The sequence below is a fragment of the Caenimonas sp. SL110 genome (assembly GCF_001044395.1).
In the GTDB taxonomy this organism is placed as follows: domain Bacteria; phylum Pseudomonadota; class Gammaproteobacteria; order Burkholderiales; family Burkholderiaceae_C; genus Ramlibacter.
This window is the reverse complement of record NZ_JANU01000031.1, coordinates 150,237-171,914: the sequence shown is the minus strand read 5'-3', so window position 1 is coordinate 171,914 and position 21,678 is coordinate 150,237. Positions and strand designations below refer to the sequence as shown.

Annotated in this window: 18 protein-coding genes; 15 read left to right on the top strand and 3 right to left on the bottom strand. The window is 63.4% G+C overall.

Translation table 11 applies throughout. From position 1 onward, the window contains the following. Positions 1-3: 3 nt before the first annotated feature. A complete protein-coding gene (locus AQ12_RS15285) occupies positions 4-1,152 on the top strand; it encodes a GGDEF domain-containing protein (RefSeq protein ID WP_048440782.1) in 1,149 nt (382 codons plus the stop codon). On the opposite strand, the gene AQ12_RS15280 is transcribed toward AQ12_RS15285, so the two are convergent. Further along, on the bottom strand, positions 1,149-2,723 hold the full coding sequence (locus AQ12_RS15280) for a 4-hydroxyphenylacetate 3-hydroxylase N-terminal domain-containing protein (RefSeq protein WP_193387988.1): 1,575 nt from the start codon (positions 2,721-2,723) through the stop codon (positions 1,149-1,151). The genes AQ12_RS15285 and AQ12_RS15280 overlap by 4 nt on opposite strands. 114 nt (positions 2,724-2,837) lie before the next feature. Here AQ12_RS15280 and AQ12_RS15275 point away from each other — a divergent pair, with 114 nt between their 5' ends. The 8 genes from AQ12_RS15275 (at position 2,838) to AQ12_RS15240 (ending at position 13,509) form a co-directional block, all read left to right on the top strand. Further along, positions 2,838-3,443 carry an isochorismatase family protein gene (locus tag AQ12_RS15275; RefSeq protein ID WP_048440780.1) on the top strand — a complete coding sequence of 202 codons (606 nt, stop codon included), beginning with the start codon at positions 2,838-2,840 and terminating at the stop codon, positions 3,441-3,443. A gap of 72 nt (positions 3,444-3,515) precedes the next feature. Further along, entirely contained in the window at positions 3,516-5,411 is a 1,896-nt protein-coding gene (locus AQ12_RS15270) for a propionate--CoA ligase (RefSeq protein ID WP_048440779.1), read from the top strand. Between the two features lie 203 nt (positions 5,412-5,614). Next, on the top strand, positions 5,615-8,485 hold the full coding sequence (locus AQ12_RS15265; protein ID WP_048440778.1) for a 2-oxoglutarate dehydrogenase E1 component: 2,871 nt from the start codon (positions 5,615-5,617) through the stop codon (positions 8,483-8,485). 72 nt (positions 8,486-8,557) lie between these two features. Beyond that, complete coding sequence (gene odhB, locus AQ12_RS15260) at positions 8,558-9,820, top strand: 2-oxoglutarate dehydrogenase complex dihydrolipoyllysine-residue succinyltransferase (RefSeq protein WP_048440777.1); 1,263 nt, start codon at positions 8,558-8,560, stop codon at positions 9,818-9,820. Beyond that, positions 9,820-10,296, top strand: coding sequence for a hypothetical protein (locus AQ12_RS15255; RefSeq protein WP_048440776.1), 477 nt, complete (start codon positions 9,820-9,822; stop codon positions 10,294-10,296). The genes odhB and AQ12_RS15255 overlap by 1 nt, the downstream gene beginning before the upstream one ends. A 7-nt stretch (positions 10,297-10,303) precedes the next feature. Then, positions 10,304-11,731, top strand: coding sequence for a dihydrolipoyl dehydrogenase (lpdA, locus tag AQ12_RS15250; protein WP_048440775.1), 1,428 nt, complete (start codon positions 10,304-10,306; stop codon positions 11,729-11,731). Between the two features lie 9 nt (positions 11,732-11,740). After that, the gene (zapE, locus tag AQ12_RS15245) at positions 11,741-12,838 is read left to right on the top strand and encodes a cell division protein ZapE (protein ID WP_048440774.1); all 1,098 of its coding nucleotides are present in this window, start codon (positions 11,741-11,743) and stop codon (positions 12,836-12,838) included. Further along, a complete protein-coding gene (locus AQ12_RS15240; protein WP_048440773.1) occupies positions 12,835-13,509 on the top strand; it encodes a hypothetical protein in 675 nt (224 codons plus the stop codon). The genes zapE and AQ12_RS15240 overlap by 4 nt, the downstream gene beginning before the upstream one ends. A gap of 50 nt (positions 13,510-13,559) precedes the next feature. Here the strand turns inward: AQ12_RS15240 and AQ12_RS15235 are convergent, their stop codons facing one another. Then, the gene (locus AQ12_RS15235; protein ID WP_048440908.1) at positions 13,560-14,321 is read right to left on the bottom strand and encodes a PP2C family serine/threonine-protein phosphatase; all 762 of its coding nucleotides are present in this window, start codon (positions 14,319-14,321) and stop codon (positions 13,560-13,562) included. 112 nt (positions 14,322-14,433) lie between these two features. Between AQ12_RS15235 and AQ12_RS15230 the strand changes: the two genes are divergently transcribed. Further along, positions 14,434-14,637, top strand: a complete 204-nt coding sequence (locus AQ12_RS15230) for a YdcH family protein (RefSeq protein WP_048440772.1) — start codon at positions 14,434-14,436, stop codon at positions 14,635-14,637. Beyond that, entirely contained in the window at positions 14,637-16,697 is a 2,061-nt protein-coding gene (locus tag AQ12_RS15225) for an ATP-dependent DNA helicase (protein ID WP_048440771.1), read from the top strand. The genes AQ12_RS15230 and AQ12_RS15225 overlap by 1 nt, the downstream gene beginning before the upstream one ends. On the opposite strand, the gene AQ12_RS15220 is transcribed toward AQ12_RS15225, so the two are convergent. Continuing rightward, a complete protein-coding gene (locus AQ12_RS15220) occupies positions 16,660-17,484 on the bottom strand; it encodes an outer membrane protein assembly factor BamD (RefSeq protein ID WP_048440770.1) in 825 nt (274 codons plus the stop codon). The two genes, AQ12_RS15225 and AQ12_RS15220, sit on opposite strands and share 38 nt — an antisense overlap. A 13-nt stretch (positions 17,485-17,497) precedes the next feature. Between AQ12_RS15220 and AQ12_RS15215 the strand changes: the two genes are divergently transcribed. The 4 genes from AQ12_RS15215 (at position 17,498) to ndk (ending at position 21,675) form a co-directional block, all read left to right on the top strand. Continuing rightward, the gene (locus AQ12_RS15215) at positions 17,498-18,508 is read left to right on the top strand and encodes an RluA family pseudouridine synthase (protein ID WP_369799029.1); all 1,011 of its coding nucleotides are present in this window, start codon (positions 17,498-17,500) and stop codon (positions 18,506-18,508) included. Positions 18,509-18,676: 168 nt separating this feature from the next. Next, entirely contained in the window at positions 18,677-19,447 is a 771-nt protein-coding gene (gene scpB / locus AQ12_RS15210) for an SMC-Scp complex subunit ScpB (RefSeq protein WP_082151621.1), read from the top strand. 4 nt (positions 19,448-19,451) lie between these two features. Beyond that, positions 19,452-21,146, top strand: a complete 1,695-nt coding sequence (locus tag AQ12_RS15205; protein ID WP_048440769.1) for a pseudouridine synthase — start codon at positions 19,452-19,454, stop codon at positions 21,144-21,146. Between the two features lie 103 nt (positions 21,147-21,249). After that, the gene (gene ndk / locus AQ12_RS15200; protein WP_048440768.1) at positions 21,250-21,675 is read left to right on the top strand and encodes a nucleoside-diphosphate kinase; all 426 of its coding nucleotides are present in this window, start codon (positions 21,250-21,252) and stop codon (positions 21,673-21,675) included. Positions 21,676-21,678: the final 3 nt, after the last annotated feature.

Genomic DNA, 21,678 nt, shown 5'->3' with positions numbered 1-21,678 from the left:
AAGATGAACAGCGAATTCGTGACAACACCGCAGCATGCAGGCCAGGCAGGTCGCCGGGAAACGGGGCCCGCAGCGATGCCGCGCGGCTGGGTTTCTCACTCGTTGCGGCAAATGGAGCGCTGGATTGCCTGGTCGATCGCGGTCTATTCAGCCTGGCTGGCCACGTTCGTGTACCCGGATGTCCCCGTCCTGTGGTTTTCGGTGCTGTATGCGGGCTTGATCGGGTGGTGGGCCGAGGTCCACCCGGCGCGTTCGCATGGGGTGATGGCTCTGCGTGGCGCCGCGCTGCTGGCTGGTGCCTGGGTGCTGCATACACAGATCGTGGCTCATGTGGGCGGACCCGGCGGCGCTTTCTTCATGTGGCTCGGGGTCCCGTGCCTGCTCTATGCATTCCTGCTTCGGCCGGTATGGGCTGGGGCACTGGTGTTGCTGGCGATCGCCGAACTCTCAGCGGCGGCCGTGCTGGCGGGCTCTGGATTGATGGAGGCTGGGTTCCTTGCGCAGATCGGGTTCCTGTGCATCTTCCCGTTGCTGCTGGGCATGCGGTTCGGTGCGGAGTTCCGCCGGCCCGATGATTTGCTTGAAGCCGGACGCATTGATCCGGTCACGTCGCTCTACAACAAGTCGGGCCTGCTCGCCTATGGCAGCCAGATGCTCGATGAGTGCAACGTGGCGGGCAAGCCGCTTGCCGTCGTGGTGTTCGACTGCCGCGACCTGGTCGAGGTGCGCAGCCTGTACAGCCCGGACATTGCCCGCCGGATGATGGCGCGCGCCGTGCAGAAGTTTGTGGCGCTGGCATCCGACCGTGGCCTGGCAGCCCGCACCGGTTCGACCGAGTTCACCGTCGTGCTTCCCGGCATGAACCGCGATAAGGCGCTTGCCGCCATCGCAAAGGTGCTGGGCCATCCGAGCCGCATCGAGCTGGACACCGGCGATGACGAAGTCGTGGTGGTGCCCAGCTTCGCGCTGGACTGCTCGGGACCGGACATCGAGTCGATGCATGAGTTGTACCGCGAGGTGCAACGCACGCTGGTGGACGCAGGCGCGCAAGAGCTGCGGCGACAGACCTGGCTGCAACGTGAGCGCGAGCGGCACTCTCGGCCGGTGGGGCTCAGGGCTATCGACGGTGCCATGAGTTCCCTGGCAAGCTAGCCCTTGGGCGAAGCCTTCGCAGGCAAGTCCACCATCACCGGTTGGCCCGGCGCGCTGCAACCCATGTCGCAGCACTTGCCCGGTTGGCGGTTGCGGGTGATCGCGCGGTTGGGATCGTGGGCGACACCCCGGTCGAGCAGGCGTTCGACCAGTTCGACCTTGGAGCCGACCGGGTAGTTGCGCCAGATCTCCTGTTTCATCGCCGCGGGCGAGCCGCCGCCGTGCAGGCTGATCACGCTGTACCAGCCGCCCTGGTAGCCGGCTGTCAGGTCTTCGATGAAGCGGGCGGTTTCAATGCGCTTTTCGTAAGGCACGGCCGGATTGGCGCGCAGCACATCCGACAGCTTTGCGCCGGTTTCAGGGTTGTGGTCTTCATCGGGGCCGGGCAGCGTCACGATCAGCCCGCCGCTCACGTAGTGGGCGATGCGGTGCATGTCGTAGATCTGTGTTGCCAGCAGCAGCTTGCCCACGTTGGAGAACACGGGGTCAGGCATGAACGTGCCGCTCCATTCGTCGGCCTTGCCATACACGCTGGCCGCGACGCCGCAGGCATAGAAACCTTCGGTGATCTTGATGAGCTCGACCATCTGTTCGCGCAGATGCGACTCGGCGCCCGGATCGAATCCGTTGGCTTCGCACATCAGGGCGCCGGCGCCGATCAGCAAATCACCGAACCCCGCACGCGCTCCAATGCAGGTCTGGCGGTGATGTGTCGCGTAGCTGTAAGTCAGATGACCGGAGTGCTCCCATTCGCCGGCGTAGAAGACGTTTTCCCAAGGCACGAAGACGTTCTCGAAGATGCACACGCCGGTGCTCTGGCCGTACTTGCGCGAAAAGAGCGCCTCGCCGTGCTCCACCTTTTCACCGGGTCGTCCCGCAGGCCGCGCGACGATCGTCAGCCCAGGCGCATCGACAGGCACTGAGCAGCAAACGGCAAAGTCGGCATCTTCCTTGCCCATGTTGCGGCAGGGCATCACGAGCAATTCGTGGACATACGGCGCGCCGGTGACGATGGCCTTGGTGCCCGAGATCACGATGCCTTTGGCATTGCGCTCGACCACATGCAGGTAGCTGTCCGCGTTGGCCTGCATGTGGGGGCGCAGGCTCCGGTCGCCCTTGGCGTCGGTCATGGCAACGCCAATCGTCAGGTCCTGGTCCTGCACGCGATGCAGGTATTCAAGAAAGCGGCCGGTGTGTTCCTTGCCACCCCTTGCGTCGTCGATGCGCGCGGTGACCTGGGCCAGCGCGTTGAGTGCATCGTGGGTGAGATAGCGCTGCGCGCAGCCGGTCTCCTGGCAGACAAGCCGCACCGCTTCGAGCTTGTTGAGCAGGTCGCCGGCGCTCATGTCGATGTGGCTCAGGCGATTGACGCGCTTGCCGCTCGTGTGTTGAACCGCCGTCATGATCGGCGCGTATTCGGGCTTGAGGGCGTAGTCGTAGGTCAGCGCAATCGCATTGATGCCCGGCTGGAGCATGCGTTCATCGGCGATGCTTTCAATCTTTCGTCCGTCGACGAACACGTTCGGCTTATAGCGGCGAAGCGACTCGCGATAGTCGTCGCCAGACATCATGAGGGCCGTGGGTGTTGGAGCGTTCACTGCTTTGTCTCCGTGGATTTTTCTGGATTTGTCCGTAGATGTTTGTACCCGCAGCGGCGATTGAATCACGCTGGAATAATCGAGTCCATGCTCCTAGACCTTGATGACTCCCAACTCGTGCTGGTGGATTACCAGTCCCGCCTCATGCCCTCCATCCATGAGGGCGAACAGGTGATACGCAACGCCATGCGGCTCGCGCGTGTGGCGCAGCTTCTGGAGGTCCCTGTCTGGGGCACCGAAGAAAACCCGGATCGCCTGGGCCCGAACCCGCCCGAACTCAAGGCGCTGTGTCAAAGGACCTTCGCCAAGACGAGTTTCAGCGCGGTAGCCGATGGCTTTGCCGAGTTGTTGCGCCCGCCTGCTCGCCCGCAGGGCGGCAATGCGCGCAGCCTGCCCAAGCACTTGCAAAAGCCCCAGCAGTCGGGTCCCGAGCCGCGCAACACCATCGTGATCGCCGGCTGCGAAGCCCATGTCTGCCTGCTGCAAACCTCGCTCGACCTGCTGGAAGACGAGTTCGAAGTGTGGGTCGTCACCGATGCCTGCAGTTCGCGCAGCGAGCGCAATCGCGATGCGGCGTTCGACCGTCTGGCAGGGGCGGGCGCAGAATTGGTGACGACAGAGATGGTCGCTTTCGAATGGCTGCGCAGTTGCGACCATCCCGCATTTCGCGAGGTGCTCGATCTCGTGAAGTAGCGCTTTTGCATGCGCCGCTGTCAGCTGTGGGCAAGGCGCGTGGACACAATCGGGCGAGTTCAAGGAGACACCATGACCGGATTCGCGCAGTTCCATAGCCGCTCGTTGCAGGACCGTGAGGAGTTCTGGGCCGAGCAGGCCCGCCTGATCGCCTGGCACAAGCCGCCTGTGCAGATCTGCGACAACAGCAACCCGCCGTTTGCGCGCTGGTTCGTCGGCGGGCAAACCAACCTGTGTCACAACGCGGTGGACCGGCACCTGATCAACCGGCCCAACCAGCCGGCGCTGATCTACGTTTCGACCGAGACGAACACCGAGAAGACCTACACATTCCTGGAACTGCACCGCGAAGTGCAGCGCACAGCCGCTGCGCTCAAGGGCATGGGCGTCAAGCGCGGCGATCGCGTGTTGATCTACATGCCGATGATCGCTGAAGCGGCTTTTGCCATGCTGGCCTGCGCGCGCATCGGCGCGATCCATTCGGTGGTGTTCGGCGGTTTTGCTTCGGTGTCGCTGGCCTCGCGTATCGAAGACTTCGCGCCCAAGGTGATCATCAGTGCCGACGCCGGTTCGCGCGGCGGCAAGGTGCTGGCGTACAAGCCCTTGCTCGATGAAGCGATCCGGCTGTCCAGCCACAAGCCGGAATCGGTGTTGATGGTGGATCGGGGCCTTGCGCCGATGGAGATGGTGGCGGGCCGCGACCACGGCTGGAGCGAGCTGATGGAGCGTCACGCCCATGAGCATGTCGAGTGCGAGTGGATGGAATCGACCGACATCAGCTACACCATCTACACCAGCGGAACGACCGGCAGACCCAAGGGCGTGCAGCGCGACGTGGGCGGCTATGCCGTGGCTCTTGCTGCGAGCATGAAGCACATCTTCATGGGCGAGCCGGGCGAGACCTACTTCTCCACCAGCGACATCGGCTGGGTGGTGGGTCACAGCTACATCGTCTATGGGCCACTCATCGCCGGCATGGCGACCATCATGTACGAGGGCCTGCCGATCCGCCCCGATGCCGGCATCTGGTGGAGCCTGGTCGAAAAATACAAGGTCACGGCCATGTTCAGCGCGCCGACGGCGGTGCGCGTGCTCAAGAAGCAGGACCCGGCGTTCCTGAAACAGTACGACCTTTCAAGCCTGAAGGCGCTGTTCCTGGCCGGCGAGCCGCTCGACGAGCCCACCGGCCGCTGGATCAGCGACAGCCTGGGTGTGCCCATCATCGACAACTACTGGCAGACCGAAAGCGGCTGGCCCATCCTCACCATTGCCAACGGCGTCGAGAAGAAGTCGAGCAAGTTCGGCAGCCCCGGCGTGCCCATGTACGGCTACGACGTGAAGATCGTGCATGAGAGTACCGGCGAGGAACTGACCGGCGCGGGCGAAAAGGGCGTTGTGGTCATCGAAGGGCCCACGCCACCCGGCTTCATGCAAACGATCTGGGGCGATGACGCGAGGTACGTCAACACCTATTGGAAGACGGTGCCGGGCAAGATGGTCTACAGCACGTTTGACTGGGGTATCCGCGATGCCGATGGGTACTTCTACATTCTTGGCCGCACCGACGACGTGATCAATGTGGCGGGGCATCGGCTGGGCACGCGCGAAATCGAAGAGAGCATTTCCAGTCATTCGAACGTGGCCGAAGTCGCTGTGGTTGGCGTGGCCGATCCGCTCAAGGGGCAGGTCGCGATGGCGTTCGTGGTTGCGCGCGACAGCTCGGAGCTGGTCAATACCGCTGCGAGGCTGAAGCTCGAAGGCGACATCATGAAGGTTGTCGACGAACAGTTGGGCGCCGTGGCGCGGCCGGCGCGGGTGCATTTTGTGAATGTGCTGCCCAAGACGCGCAGCGGGAAACTGCTGCGCCGCGCGATCCAGGCGGTGGCTGAAGGCCGCGACCCTGGAGACCTGACGACGATTGAAGATCCGTCAGCGTTGCAGCAGCTCAAGGATTTGATGTCGGCCTGACGGTGTCATGGCGGGCCCGACCCCGTCCGGTAACTAAAGAACTAAAACCTAAGCAAACGCCACCCGCAAAAGGTGGCACAATTCCTGTCGCAACACGAGGCCCTTCCAGCCACAGTCGCATCCGCCATCCGGTCCAGCCGTGTCGCGGAAGGTTCCACCAACCAGCCAATGCCTCCTGAAGGGGGGCGGAAAGTCAGCGCAGCATGAGCGATCCAGGCACCGTCTACACGGCCTACAAGGGTAATTCTTACCTTTTCGGCGGCAACGCCCCGTACGTCGAAGAGATGTACGAAAACTACCTCGCCAACCCCACCAGCGTTCCCGATACCTGGCGCGAATATTTCGACGCGCTCCAGCACGTGCCGGCCGTCGATGGGTCCGAGGCTAAAGATGTCCCGCACCTTCCGGTCATCAACGCTTTCGCTGAACGCGCCAAGCAGGGCGGCACCAAGGTGGTCGTCGCTACCGGCGCCGATTCGGAGATGGGACGCAAGCGCACGGCGGTCCAGCAGCTGATCGCGGCGTACCGCAATGTCGGCGCACGCTGGGCCGACCTCGATCCGCTCAAGCGCGCCGAGCGCGAAAAGATTCCCGAGCTCGAACCGTCGTTCTACGGCTTCACCGACGCCGACCAGGAGACCGTGTTCAATACGAGCAACACGTTCTTCGGCAAGGAGTCGATGACGCTTCGCGAGCTGATCAACGGCCTGCGCGAAACCTACTGCGGCCCCATCGGCGCCGAGTACATGTACATCACCGACCAGGTGCGCAAGCGCTGGTGGCAGCAGAAGCTGGAGTCGATTCGCAGCAAGCCGAATTTTTCGGCCGACAAGAAAAAGCACATCCTCGATCGCGTCACGGCTGCTGAAGGCCTGGAGCGCTTCCTGCACACCAAGTACGTCGGCCAGAAGCGTTTCTCGCTCGAAGGCGGCGAGAGCTTCATCGCATCGCTCGATGAAATCGTGCAAAGCGGCGGTGCCCGCGGCGTCCAGGAAATCGTGATCGGCATGGCCCACCGCGGCCGCCTGAACGTGCTGGTGAACGTCATGGGCAAGATGCCCGCCGACCTGTTTGCCGAGTTCGACCACACGGCCAAGGAAGACCTGCCGTCCGGCGACGTGAAGTATCACCAGGGCTTCAGCTCCGATGTCAGCACGCCCGGCGGCCCGGTGCACCTGAGCCTGGCGTTCAACCCTTCGCACCTCGAAATCGTGAACCCGGTTGTCGAAGGTTCGGTGCGCGCGCGCATGGACCGCCGCGCCGACCCCAAGGGCCAACAGGTGCTGCCGGTGCTGGTGCACGGCGACGCGGCCTTTGCAGGGCAGGGCGTTGTGATGGAAACGCTGGCGCTGGCCGAAACCCGTGGCTATTTCACGGGTGGCACGGTGCACGTGGTCATCAACAACCAGATCGGCTTCACCACTTCAGACCCGCGTGACAGCCGCTCGACGCTGTACTGCACCGACGTCGTCAAGATGATCGAAGCGCCGGTTCTGCACGTCAACGGTGACGATCCCGAAGCCGTGGTGCTCGCGACGCAACTGGCACTGGACTACCGCATGGAGTTCAGCAAGGACGTCGTGCTGGACATCGTGTGCTTCCGCAAGCTGGGCCACAACGAGCAGGACACACCGTCCCTCACGCAGCCGCTCATGTACAAGAAGATCGGCCAGCACCCCGGCACGCGCAAGCTGTACGCAGACAAGCTGGCTGCGCAGGCGCTGGGCGATACGCTGGGCGACGACATGGTCAAGGCCTACCGCGCGGCCATGGACCAGGGCAAGCACACGGTCGATCCGGTGCTCACCAACTTCAAGAGCAAGTACGCCGTCGACTGGCAGCCGTTCCTGGGCAAGAAGTGGACTGACGCGGCCGACACCGCGATTCCGATGGCCGAGTGGAAGCGTCTGGCTGAGAAGGTCACCACGCTGCCGGCTGACTTCACCCCGCATCCGCTGGTCAAGAAGGTGCTGGACGATCGCGCCGCCATGGGTCGTGGCGATGTCAATGTCGATTGGGGCATGGGCGAGCACATGGCTTACGCGTCGCTGGTCGCCAGCGGCTACCCGGTGCGCCTGTCGGGCGAGGATTGCGGCCGTGGCACGTTCACGCACCGTCACGCCGTGCTGCACGACCAGAACCGCGAGAAGTGGGACATCGGCACGTACACACCGCTTTGCAACGTGGCCGACAACCAGGCGCCGTTCGTGGTCATCGACTCGATCCTGTCCGAAGAGGCCGTGCTCGGCTTCGAGTACGGCTATGCATCGAACGATCCGAACACGCTCGTGATCTGGGAAGCGCAGTTCGGCGATTTCGTCAACGGCGCACAGGTCGTGATTGACCAGTTCATCGCGTCCGGCGAAGTGAAGTGGGGCCGCGTCAACGGCATCACGCTGATGCTGCCGCACGGCTACGAAGGCCAGGGCCCGGAGCACAGCTCGGCGCGCCTGGAGCGCTTCATGCAGCTGTCGGCCGACACCAATATGCAGGTGGTGCAGCCCACGACGGCCAGCCAGATCTTCCACGTGCTGCGCCGCCAGATGGTCCGCAGCCTGCGCAAGCCGCTGATCATCATGACGCCCAAGTCGCTGCTGCGAAACAAGGACGCGACCTCGCCGCTGGTGGAATTCACCAAGGGCACCTTCCAGACCATCATTCCCGAGAACAAGGAATTGAAGGCCGACAAGGTCAAGCGCATCGTTGTCTGCTCGGGCAAGGTGTACTACGACCTCGCCAAGAAGCGCGAAGAGCGCGGCAGCGATGACGCCGTCATCCTGCGGGTCGAGCAGCTCTATCCGTTCCCGCACAAGGCTTTTGCTGCGGAACTGAAAAAGTACCCGAACGCCACTGAAGTCGTGTGGTGCCAGGACGAGCCGCAAAACCAGGGCGCATGGTTCTTCGTGCAGCATTACATCCACGAAAACCTTCTGGACGGCCAGAAGCTCGCATACGCCGGACGGCCTTCGTCGGCGTCCCCGGCAGTGGGCTACGCCCACTTGCACCAGGAGCAGCAAAAAGCGCTGGTCGAAGGCGCATTCGGCAAGCTCAAGGGCTTCATCCTGACGAAGTGATGCCGCAAAACAAGGCGCCGCTGTCTTGCGGCGCACTTGCGGCCCCAAAGATATTGAGACTGGAAAAACAAAATGGCTATCGTTGAAGTGAAGGTCCCGCAACTGTCTGAATCAGTTGCCGAAGCGACCCTGGTGCAGTGGAAGAAGAAGGCTGGCGACATGGTCGCGATCGATGAGATCCTGATCGAGATCGAAACCGACAAGGTCGTGCTGGAAGTACCCGCGCCGGCCGCAGGTATGTTGGGCGAAATCCTGCAGGGCGACGGCGCGACCGTCGCGGCTGAACAGGTCATTGCAAGGATCGATACCGAAGGCAAGGGCGCTGCAGCCGCTCCCGCAAGCGCACCGGCTGCAGCCGCCGCGCCAGCCGCACTGGCGGCAGCGTCCGCCGGCAGCATGGCTGGCGTTGCAATGCCAGCAGCCGCCAAGATCATGGCTGACAACAATCTTGCGGCCGGCTCCGTGCCCGGCACAGGCAAGGACGGCCGCGTGACCAAGGGTGATGTGCTGGGCGCTGTCGCCGGTGGCGCTGCGCCCAAGGTTGCGGCTCCGGTTGCCGCACCTGCTGCACCTGTCGCGCCAAAGGCTTCCTTGCCGCAGGTCTCTTCCCCCGTGGCCGCGCCCGACCTGGGCGAGCGCCCCGAGCAGCGCGTGCCCATGAGCCGCCTGCGCGCACGCGTGGCCGAGCGCCTGCTGCAGTCGCAATCGACCAACGCCATCCTGACCACGTTCAACGAAGTGAACATGGCCCCGGTGATGGAAATGCGCAAGCGCTTCCAGGAGAAGTTCGAAAAAGAGCACGGCGTGAAGATCGGCTTCATGAGCTTCTTCGTGAAGGCGGCGGTTCATGCGCTCAAGAAGTACCCGGTGCTCAACGCTTCCACCGATGGCAACGACATCGTCTATCACGGCTATTTCGACATCGGCATCGCGGTCGGCTCCCCACGCGGCCTGGTCGTGCCTATCTTGCGCAACGCCGACCAGATGAGCTTTGCCGACATCGAAAAGAAGATCGCCGAATACGGCGCCAAGGCGCGCGACGGCAAGCTGGGCATCGAAGAGATGACGGGCGGCACGTTCTCGATCTCCAACGGTGGTGTGTTCGGCTCGATGCTGTCTACTCCCATCATCAACCCGCCGCAGTCGGCCATCCTGGGCGTGCACGCGACCAAGGACCGCGCCGTGGTCGAAAACGGTCAGGTCGTGGTTCGCCCGATGAACTACCTGGCCATGAGCTACGACCACCGCATCATTGACGGCCGCGAAGCTGTGCTCGGTCTGGTTGCGATGAAGGAAGCGCTGGAAGACCCGGCGCGCCTTTTGTTCGACATCTGATGCGACACCTGTTTGCGGGCGCTCTGGCGCTCGTCCTGTGCTGGTCAGCAATGGGTGCGAGCGGGGCGCAGTTCGGCTCCGCTCCCTCACCGCGGGGCGAGTCGCTGCGGCTCGCATGTCCGGCCTCGGAGCTGCTTCACGCCGATTGCTCGCTCGCGGGCATCGGCAAGGACGGCAAGCAGGCGTATCCGGCAACAGCGATGAAATTCACCGAGGCCACGCTGCAGACGCAGGTGCTTCAACAAGTGGCTTTGGCCAAGCGCGATAGCCCGGTGGTGGGCGACATCGCGATGGACGCGCAATCGGTCGATCGGCTCGCGGCCATCGACTGGGAGCGCTGCCTTGAAAGCAAGCAGATGGGACGCGATGCCGTGTTGTGCGCGCCCGCTGGCCAGCAGCCCGAGTGGGCGGTGCTGTTCCTGCGCGGCAAGTGCGAACGCTGCAAGTTCGAGCCCATCGTTTTGAAGAAAGAATGAACAAGATATGAGCAAGCAATTCGACGTGATCGTCATTGGCGGCGGCCCTGGCGGCTACATCGGCGCGATCCGCGCTGCGCAACTGGGCTTCAGCGTCGCCTGCATCGACGAGTGGAAGAACAAGGACGGCAAGCCCGCACCGGGCGGCACCTGCACGAACGTGGGTTGCATCCCGTCCAAGGCGCTGCTGCAATCGTCCGAGCATTACGAACATGCCGGCAAGCACTTTGCCGACCACGGAATCGAAGTCAAGGGACTGGGCCTGGATCTCGCGAAGATGCTGGCCCGCAAGGACCAGGTCGTCAAGCAGAACAACGACGGCATCCTGTTCCTGTTCAAGAAGAACAAGATCACGTTCTTCCATGGACGTGGATCGTTCGTGAAGGCAGCGGACGCAGGCTACGAAATCAAGGTGGCCGGTTCGACCGAAGAAATCATCACCGGCAAGCACGTCATCATCGCCACCGGCTCCAATGCCCGCGCGTTGCCCGGCACGCCGTTCGACGAAGAGAACATCCTCTCCAACGATGGCGCCTTGCGTATCACCGAGGTCCCAAAGAAGCTGGGCCTGATCGGTTCGGGCGTCATCGGGCTGGAAATGGGTTCGGTCTGGCGCCGCCTGGGCGCTGAAGTGACCGTGCTCGAAGCACTGCCGACCTTCCTGGGCGCCGTCGATGAGCAGATCGCCAAGGAAGCCAAGAAGGCGTTCGACAAGCAGGGATTGAAGATCGAACTCGGCGTGAAGGTCGGCGAGATCAAGTCGTCCGGCAAGTCGGTGTCGGTTGCATGGACCAACGCCAAGGGCGAAGCGCAGACGCTGGACGTCGACAAGCTCATCATCTCCATCGGCCGGGTGCCCAACACGACTGGCCTGAATACCGAAGCTGTCGGGCTCAAGCTCGATGAGCGCGGCGCCGTGGTGGTCGATGGCGATTGCAGGACGAACCTTGCAAACGTCTGGGCAGTGGGCGACGTGGTGCGCGGCCCGATGCTGGCGCACAAGGCGGAAGAAGAGGGTGTTGCGGTCGCCGAGCGCATCGCCGGCCAGCACGGCCATGTCAACTTCAACACCGTCCCCTGGGTCATCTACACCAGCCCCGAAATCGCATGGGTCGGCCAGACCGAACAGCAGCTCAAGGCTTCGGGTGTGAAGTACAAGGCCGGCACGTTCCCGTTCATGGCCAATGGGCGCGCACGCGCACTGGGCGATACGACGGGCATGGTGAAGTTCCTGGCCGATGCCACCACCGACGAAATCCTGGGCGTGCATATCGTGGGGCCGCAGGCCAGCGAGCTGATCTCCGAAGCGGTTGTGGCCATGGAGTTCCGCGCGTCGTCCGAAGACATCGCGCGCATCTGCCATGCCCATCCCTCGTTGTCGGAAGCGACCAAGGAAGCGGCGCTCGCAGTGGACAAGCGGACGCTGAACTTCTAAGCCAAGGCCATGACCGTTCGCGAAGTCTACGAACGCGAACTTCAGGCGCGAGGCTATACCAGCGACCCTGCGCAGCTTCGCGCCGTCGAGGCGCTCGAGCGATGCGCGTCCGAGTGGGCGGCATTCAAGGAGCAGCGCTCCAATGTCTTCAAGAAGCTGATCAACCGCCCGGATATTCCGCGCGGTGTCTACATGTACGGAGGCGTGGGGCGCGGTAAGAGCTTTCTCATGGATTGCTTCTACACGGCGGTGCCGCTCGTGCGCAAGACGCGGCTGCATTTCCATGAGTTCATGCGCGAAGTGCACCGCGAGCTTGCCGAGATGCAGGGCACGGTCAACCCGCTGGACGTGCTGGGCGCTCGAATGGCCAAGCGCTACCGTTTGATCTGCTTTGATGAGTTCCACGTCGCCGACATCACCGACGCGATGATCCTGCATCGCCTGCTGCAGTCGCTGTTCGACAACGGTGTCGGCTTTGTGACGACCTCCAACTTCAAGCCCGACGATCTGTACCCCGACGGTCTGCACCGCGATCGGGTGTTGCCGGCCATTGCACTGCTGAACGAGCGGCTCGAAGTATTGAGTGTGGACAACGGCGTTGACTACCGGCGCCGCACCATGGAACAGGTCAAGCTCTACCACACACCGCTCGGCCCCGAGGCTGACGAGCAGATGAACGACGCCTTCACGCGGCTGGCCGCATCGAAGGACGAAAACCCGGTGCTGCATATCGAGGCGCGAGAAATCCGCGCACGCCGTATGGCCGGCGGTGTTGTGTGGTTCGACTTTCGCACGTTGTGCGGCGGGCCACGGTCGCAGAACGACTACCTGGAGATCGCGAGCCAGTTTCACACGCTGCTGCTGAGCGATGTGCCGCAGATGCCGGTACGGATGGCGTCGGAAGCGCGGCGCTTTACATGGCTGATAGACGTGCTTTACGACAGGCGCGTCAAATTGATCCTGTCGGCGGCGGTGCCAGCGCAGGCGTTGTACACCGAGGGGCCGATGGCCCACGAGTTTCCGCGCACCGTGTCGCGGCTGACAGAAATGCAGTCGGTCGAGTACCTTGCGCTGGAGCACCGAACGGTCGACACACGCCTGACATGAAGCACATTTTTCGCATCACAGTTCTTGCCTTTGCCGCCGTGCTTGCGCTGCCGCTGGGCGCGCAGCCGCTGCCCGCGCAACTGCCTGCGTCAGCTCAGGTCCAGGGCAACTTTGCCGTCGAGAAGGCCCGCATCGCCCGCGAGCGCAATGCGGCAGAGGCCTTGTACAAGGTCGAGGAAAAGGCCTGCTACCAGAAGTTCGCCGTGACCGACTGCGTCAATGACGCGCGGGACAAGCGCCGGGTCGTCATGACCGAACTGCATCGGCAGGAGGTCGCCGTCAACGACGTCGAGCGCAAACGCAAGGCCGCAGAGCGGCTGCAAAGCATCGCCGAGAAGTCTGCACCGCAGAAGCAGGCCGAGAGGAAAGCGGACACTGAAAAGGCTCGTGTCGATGCGAAAGAGCGCGAGTCACGCGGTGTGCAAAAAGCGGCAAAGGCCGCGGCTTCGGCACCGCGCCCGGGGTCATCTGCCGCGCGGCAGGCCGAGATCGACGAGAAGGTCAAAGGCAAGGCGGCGGACCTGCAAAGCCGGATGCAGGCTGCAGGGCAGGCCGTGAAGGACCGTCAGGAAAGAGAGGCCAGCGCCAAGGCCCACAAGGAAGCGTTGGCCAAGCGCCTTGCAGATCGCAAGAAGCCGCCACCCAAACCGCTGCCGCCCCCACCGCCCTGACTCGCGCCGGCACAAGCGCAGCCATCAGCGCAGACATCGGCGCTGCGCCTTCAGCTCTCCAGTGGCTCCAGCTTCACGATGGCAATCGACAGGTTGTCGCCGCCTCCGCGCCCCCGTGAACGCGCCTTTTCGATCAGGAACTCGGTCGCTTCGCGTGGCGAGAGCGACGACAGCACCGAGCCGAGTTCGGCGGGGCTGAAGTAATGCCAGACGCCATCGCTGCAGGCCATGATCACATCGCCGGGTCGCAGCATGCTGATGAAGTGATGGTCAGCCGGCGGGTCTTCTTCAGCGCCCAGGCATCCCATCAGGATGTTCGATTGCGGATGGACGTTGGCTTCTTCTTCGGTGAGTTCGCCTCTATCCACCAGCGTCTGCACGTACGAGTGATCCATCGTGCGCTTCACCAGCTTGCCCGCATGGTAGTGATAGATGCGCGAATCGCCTGCATGAATCCAGTGGCAGTCGCCAGCCGGGTTGATCAGGAATGCCGCGAATGTGCTGTGAGGCTCCTGTTCCGCCGAAATGGCGGTGAGCTTGATCACCAGGTGCGCTTCCTGGATCATCTGCTTGAGCAGATTGGAGGCGTCGTCATGGTCGGGCGAGTAGCGCTCAAAGAGCTGCCGCGCCGTCATCATGACCTGGTCGGACGCCTTGCGCCCGCCGCTCCTGCCGCCCATGCCATCGGCGACGATGCCCAACACGCAGCCGGGCAGGCGTGGATGGCTGATGAGGGCCACCTGGTCCTGCTGGTATTCACGGTCACCCTTGTGGATGCCCGTTGAAGCGGTGAGTCGATAACCCTTGCTGATAGTCGTAGCCATAGGTGGGTGTTGGTCCTTTCCCCCAAGCTCGATTATTGCTTGCGAAAAGCTTATTATTGAGCGAACCCGGCCAGGGACTCACCCGGGCAACTGCTGACTCTTGGATTCCAATCTCCATTCTCCTGAACGACGGCTGATCGAATTGCGCATGGAACATGCCGATCTCGACGCCATGATCGACCGCGCGAGCGACGAGCAACCCATGGATGAGCTCATGATGCGGCGCCTGAAAAAACGCAGGCTTGCCCTGCGCGACCAGATTGCCCGATTCGAACTCGCGCTCGATCCCAAAGAACCGGCTTGATGTCAGACGCCGACGGCGTGCAACAAAGCGCCAGCCCCCTTTCTCCACGTTCCCTTGTCGAGCCGGTCCGCGAAGTTTTTGCGGGGGAGGGTGAGCTGTCGCGTGCGGCCGAGCAGTTTCGCCCACGTCACGGCCAGACCGAGATGGCGCTGGCAGTGGCTCGCATCATCGAAACCGGCGGAGCGCTGGTCGTTGAAGCCGGGACCGGCGTCGGCAAGACCTTCTCGTATCTCGTCCCTGCGCTGCTCTCCGGCGAACGCGTGCTCCTGTCCACGGCCACCAAGACCTTGCAGGACCAGTTGTTCGGACGTGATTTGCCCAAGCTGGTCGAAGCCCTGGGCCTGCCGGTGCGAACCGCACTGCTCAAGGGACGTGGCAGCTATCTGTGTATTCACCGGATGGAACTGGCGCGGCGCGATGCAAGCCTGCCCGATCGTTCCGCGCTGCGGTCACTGGCAAAAATCGAGGAGTGGGCTACTGCCACCAGGACCGGCGACCTGGCCGAGCTGCCGGGCCTGGACGAGCGGTCCCCGCTGATCCCGCTGGTCACCTCCACGCGCGAGAATTGCCTGGGTAACCAGTGCCCCAAATTCCGCGCGTGTCATGTCAACATCGCGCGCCGCGAGGCTCTCGCGGCGGACGTGGTCGTGGTCAATCACCACCTGTTTTTTGCGGACCTCGCGGTGCGCGAGTCGGGCATGGCTGAATTGCTCCCCACTGTGCGCATTGCGATCTTCGATGAGGCCCACCAGCTCAATGAGACCGGCGTGCAGTTCCTGGGCACGTACATCACCACGGGGCAATTGCTCGACTTCGCACGGGACATGCTCGCCGCCGGTTTGCAGTTCGCGCGCGGATTGGTGGACTGGCAAGTCGCCGTCTCCGCAGTGGAGCGCGCGACACGCGATCTTCGTTTGGTCGTCGGCAAGTCGGCGCCCGGCAACCGGTTGCGCTGGGTCGAAGAGTCGCCTGAGGGCATTGCTTCCCGCGACTGGGTAGAGGCACTCGACACGCTGCATGAATCGATCAAGCTGGCGATGGATGCGCTGTCCACCGTGACCGAGATTGCTCCGGACTTCCAGCGCCTGTTCGAGCGCGCGCAGGAGTTCGCGCGCAAGGTCGAGAAGTTTGGCGACCCGTGTGAGCGTGATGCCGTGCGCTGGGTCGATGTCGGGACGCAGCTGCGCCTGGTCGAGTCGCCGCTGGACATTGCCAAGGCGGTGCAGGAAAAACTCCTGAAGACCGGCGGCGAAGAGGTCTCCAATCGCTCATGGGTATTCACCTCGGCAACGCTGGGTGATGACGCGAAACTCTCGTGGTTCACCGAGCCCTGCGGCCTGCAGGAAGCTGAAATCCTGAAAGTCGAAAGTCCTTTCGACTACGCCACACAGGCCTCGGTTTACGTTCCGCGCGACATCGTCAAACCCAACGACCCAGCCCATAGCCGGCAGGTGGCTGAACTGGCGGCCAAGGGTGCGGCGCAACTCGGCGGCAGGACCATGGTGCTGACGACGACGCTTCGCGCCCTGAGATCCATCGGTGAGGATTTGCAGCGGCGATTTGGCGCTGACAGTGGCGACGGGCAGATCGAAGTGCTGGTGCAAGGGCAGTGGCCCAAGCGCCGGCTGATCGAGCGATTTCGCGAAGGCGCATCGCAGGGCCGCGCGGGCTGTGTGCTGGTCGCCTCAGCATCATTCTGGGAAGGCGTGGACCTGCCCGGTGATGCATTGCAGCTCGTGGTGATCGACAAGCTCCCGTTTCCGCCACCGGGCGATCCGCTGGTCGAGGCCCGGTCGCAGCGACTCGAAGCGCAGGGTCGCAGCTCGTTCAACGACTATTCAATTCCAGAGGCGGCAGTGGCCCTGAAGCAGGGAGCAGGGCGGCTGATACGGCGCGAATCGGACCAGGGGGTACTGGTCGTTTGCGATACCCGTCTGGTGACGATGGGCTATGGCCGCCGCCTGATGGCGGCGCTGCCGCCGATGCGGCGGCTTCAGTCCAGCGAAGAACTGATGGATGCGCTCACCAGAATTTCCACCACGGCTCCTGCGTGGACCTGACGCCTTTGCTCAGATACTCGCTGCGCGGGTAGGTCTTTTCAAAAACACGCTTGGTGTCGTCCCGCAATTGGGCCATGCCCAGCTGGTCGTACGAGCGCATGAGAATGAAGAGCGCCTCTTCAAGGGCTGGCACATCCTGGTAGTCGGTCAATGCGCTCTGTGCGCGATTGATTGCTGCCACATAGGCGCCGCGTGTGTAGTAGTAGCGTGCCACGTGCACTTCGTACTGGGCCAGCGAGTTGACGATGTAGATCATGCGCGCCTTCGCATCGGGCGTGTAGCGCGAATCCGGGTAGCGGGTGGCCAGCTCCTTGAAAGCCTCGAACGATTCCTTGGCGGCCTTCTGGTCGCGCTCGGACAGGTCCTGGCGCACGATGAAAGACAGCAGGCCGAGGTTGTCGTTGAAATTCACGATGCCCTTGAGATACAGGGCATAGTCGATGGCCGGGCTCGCGGGATGCAGCTTCATGAACCGGTCGATCGTGGCCAGCGCGGCGGCCTGGTCATTGGCGCGGTATTGTGCGTAGGCCTTGTCCAGCTGGGCCTGCTGCGCCAGTGGTGTGCCGGCAGCGCGGCCTTCGAGTTTTTCGAGCAATGGAATGGCGCGATCGAATGCGCCGTTGGCAACTTCATCCTTGGCTTCGGAGTAAAGCTTGTTGGCGCTCCAGGCGTCCTGCTTGGCTTCGTCCGACTTGAACGTTGGCAACAATGAGCATCCGGCCACTGAGACGGCCATGACAGTGGCCATTGCAATCGCAGGCAACGCGGATAATTTGGCACGCAACATCGGGAAAACTTTCTTGAATCAGGGCAATTTCATTATATCGACCGACCCCCACGACGACCTCGCTGATGCAGGCCCCGACGCCGAGACTCGGGCTTTCATCGTCGATGCCGCCCATCACGGCCGCAGGCTCGACCACGCATTGGCAGCACTCGTCCCGGAGTTTTCCCGCAACTACCTGCAACAGCTGATAGAGGCCGGAGCGGTCACGATCAACCGGATTGCGGCAACGCGTTCCTCGCAAAAGGTGAAAGCCGGCGACGAGGGAACGGTCGAGCTCAAACCCACCCCGCAGAGCCAGGCCTTCAAGCCGGAGGCCATGGATCTTGACGTGGTCCATGAAGATGAGCACCTGCTGGTGGTCAACAAGCCCGCCGGCCTGGTGGTGCATCCCGCACCCGGCAACTGGAGCGGCACGCTGCTCAACGGGTTGCTCGCGCGCGATCCGCTGGCCAGTACGCTGCCCCGTGCAGGCATCGTGCACCGGCTGGACAAGGACACCAGCGGCCTGATGGTGGTCGCGCGCACGCGAGCTGCTATGGACCTGCTGGTTGCCATGATCGCCGCGCGCGACGTCTCGCGGCAATACGTCGCACTGGCGCATCGCACCTGGGGCGGGACGATCACGCGGCACGTCGACGCGCCCATCGGACGCGACCCGCGCAATCGCCTGCGCATGGCGGTGGTCGAGACCGGCAAGCCCGCGCAGACCGACTTCGAACTGCTCCAGGACGCTGAAGAAGGCTGCTGGGTGCGCGCCACGCTTCACACCGGGCGCACGCATCAGATCCGTGTCCATATGGCGCACATCGGGCATCCCCTGGTGGCCGATGAAGTCTATGGGGGCACTCCTGCAGCGTCGATGAAGCGCCAGGCCCTGCATGCCTTCCGGCTGGGATTTGTGCACCCGGTGACGGGTATGGAACTGGAGTTTCATGCACCGCTGCCGCCTGATATCCAGCACGCGTTGGGCATCTGGGGCCTGCGCTACAATGACCTCGAATGGCTCACCCGCCACGCCCCCTAGATGGCGTCTGGCACTGCACCACGCAATGACTTCGTGCCGCAGCCGTGCTGTTGAGCCCCAGAAAAAAATGCCCTGGAAACAGTCCCTTTGGGGCCCCTGTTTAGCCCTTTGAGTTTTGGCCCTTGATGTGGGCGCCGATCGAGGCGCCTTTTCCCGGAACGGCAAGACATGAATACGACGGATGCCCGACGCGTCCTCGAAACCGCCCTGATCTGCTCGCAGCAACCGCTTCCGGTTCGCGAGCTTCGCGTCCTGTTCAACGATGAGCTGGGTGCGGACACGATCAAGGCGCTGCTTTCGGACCTGCAAAATGAATGGACACAGCGCGGCGTCGAGCTCGTGCAAGTTGCGAGCGGCTGGCGTTTTCAAAGCCGGCCGTCCATGCGCGAATATCTCGACAGGCTGCACCCCGAGAAGCCGCCGAAGTACACACGGGCAGTGCTCGAAACGCTGGCGATCATTGCGTACCGCCAGCCGGTGACGCGTGGCGACATGGAAGACATCCGCGGCGTCACCATCAACGCGCTCATCCTCAAGCAGCTTGAAGACCGCGGCTGGGTTGAAGTCATCGGCCACCGGGAAGCCGCCGGACGGCCCGCGCTCTTTGCCACCACGCGGCAGTTCCTTGACGACCTGGGCATCGAGTCGCTCGACCAGTTGCCGGTGCTGCAAAGCCCGGGCGAGCAGGTCAACTTGCTGGCGTCGCTCGCCACACCTGTCGACGACATGCAGCCGGCACTGGCGATGGAACCCGAAGCCGTCGTGCCTGAGCTCATGCCTGAGCTTATGCCTGAGCTTATGCCTGATCAATCGGAGTCCCCGATCGAGAGCGATTTACCTGAAATCCCAGACGGCCAGGCGCAAGCCCAGCCGACGTCCGCGGCCGATGCCGCGCAAGTCCAGGCCGCAGACGATGCAGCCGAAGAATTCGAGAACTGAAAGCATGAACGAACCCCTGCCCGGCACCGAGACGCCGCCCACCGGAGAGACCGAAAACAAGGCCCCGGCTGCTGTGCAAGAGCAGGCGCCAGGCAAGGCCGCTGCGCCAGTCGGCGACACCGCGGCCCGGCCGGCCCGCGCTGAACGCACGGCAAAGGTCCAGGAGCAGGACGAAGACGAAGACGAAGAAGACGACGACCAGGGCCATGAAGGGCAGGACTACGACGAAGATGACGATGAGGACGACGATGACGACCTGCAGCCCGGGGCCCGCCGGAAGGTCGCTCCCGCGCTGCCGCCCGCGCCACCCATCCTTTTTGCCGACGTGGTCTCCGGACAGTTCGACGAGCAGGCGGCCGAGTCCGCCGAAGACCCACCCAAGCGCGTCCTGCAACCGCAGGTCGATACGCCCAAGCTGCACAAGGTGCTCGCGCAGGCAGGCCTCGGTTCGCGGCTCGAGATGGAGCAGCTCATCACCCAGGGGCGCATCTCGGTCAACAACGAGCCAGCGCACATCGGCCAACGCATCCAGTTCGGCGATTCGGTCAAGGTCAATGGCAAGCCAGTGCGGTTTCGCATTGCACCGCCGCCGGCCCGCGTCATTGCGTATCACAAGCCTGTCGGCGAAGTCGTCACGAACGACGATCCGCAAAATCGACCCACCGTGTTTCGCCGGTTGCCGCGATTGGGCCAGGGCAAGTGGCAGTCGGTCGGACGGCTCGATCTCAACACCGAAGGCCTTCTGCTTTTCACCAGCTCGGGTGAGCTGGCCAACAAGCTCATGCATCCCCGTTTCGGGCTGGAGCGCGAATACGCGGTGCGCGTGCTCGGCGCCCTGAGCAACGAAGAAAAGCAGCGCCTGCTTGACGGCATCGAACTCGAAGACGGCAGGGCGCAATTCGGCACCATCGAAGACGGTGGTGGCGAGGGCGCAAACACCTGGTATCGCGTCACGATCTCCGAAGGCCGCAATCGCGAAGTGAGACGTCTGTTCGAGGCGCTCGGCCATGCAGTGAGCCGACTCATCCGTATCCGCTATGGCGCGATGATGCTGCCGCGCGGCTTGAAGCGCGGTGCTTTCATGGAACTGGACGAGCGTGACATTCGCTCGCTCGTGCAGGCCGCTGGCGCGAACTCAGGTGGTGACCGCGAACGTCCGCCGCGTGGTGAAGGCCGCGGCGATGGCCGGGGCGAAGGGCGTGGCGATGGCCGTGGTGATGGTCGCCGCGACGGCCGAGGTGATGTCAGGGGACCCGGCGGCGAAGCGGGTCCCGCAGGTGGCGGGCGCAACCGGCGCCGTCGCAGCGGTGGACGCGGACCGGGACCCAACAATGCCAGTCAGCAGCGCACGGACGGCCCGCCCATCCAGGGCAACAACGCCAATCGGGGTGGCGGCGGTGGCAATTTCGGTGGAGGCCAGGGCCAGCAGCGCCGCAACAAGGATCGCACCAGCGACCGGGGCGATCGCCAGGGCGCAGGCAGCTCACAACCCGATCCGATGAAAACTTCTCTCGGCTACATCGGCGCCGACAGCTTCACGCGGCAGCGCCAGGGGGCAGGCGGTGGTGGACAGCGCCGCGGGGGTGGCGGAGGCGGACGTGGGGGCGGTGGTGGAGGCTTTGGCGGTGGAAGCGGTGGTGGGGGCGGTGGTGGAGGACCACGCCGCGGCGGCGGCGGCGGGGGAGGCCGTGGCCGATAGAGGCCTTTCGCGGTCATTTGTCATGTTGACCGGTTAAAATCGTAGGCTTTGCCGAACTTTCCGGTCCGGCGAAGCCCAAAAACTCAAGCTCAGGAAAAAAGCAATGGCTATCGAACGCACCCTCTCCATCATCAAGCCCGACGCAGTGGCCAAGAATGTCATCGGCCAGATCTACGCCCGCTTCGAGGCTGCCGGCCTGAAGGTCATCGCTGCCCGCATGGCACATCTGTCCCGCGGTGAAGCCGAGCAGTTCTACGCTGTTCACAAAGAGCGTCCCTTCTTCAAGGACCTCGTCGAATTCATGATCTCCGGTCCTGTGATGATCTCGGCGCTCGAAGGCGAAAACGCCATCGCCAAGCATCGCGACCTGATGGGCGCTACCGACCCCAAGAAGGCGGCTCCCGGCACCATCCGCGCCGACTTCGCCGACAGCATCGATGCCAACGCAGTGCACGGCTCCGACGCTCCTGAAACCGCCAAAGTCGAAGTCTCGTTCTTCTTCCCCGGCATGAACATCTATTCGCGCTAAGCG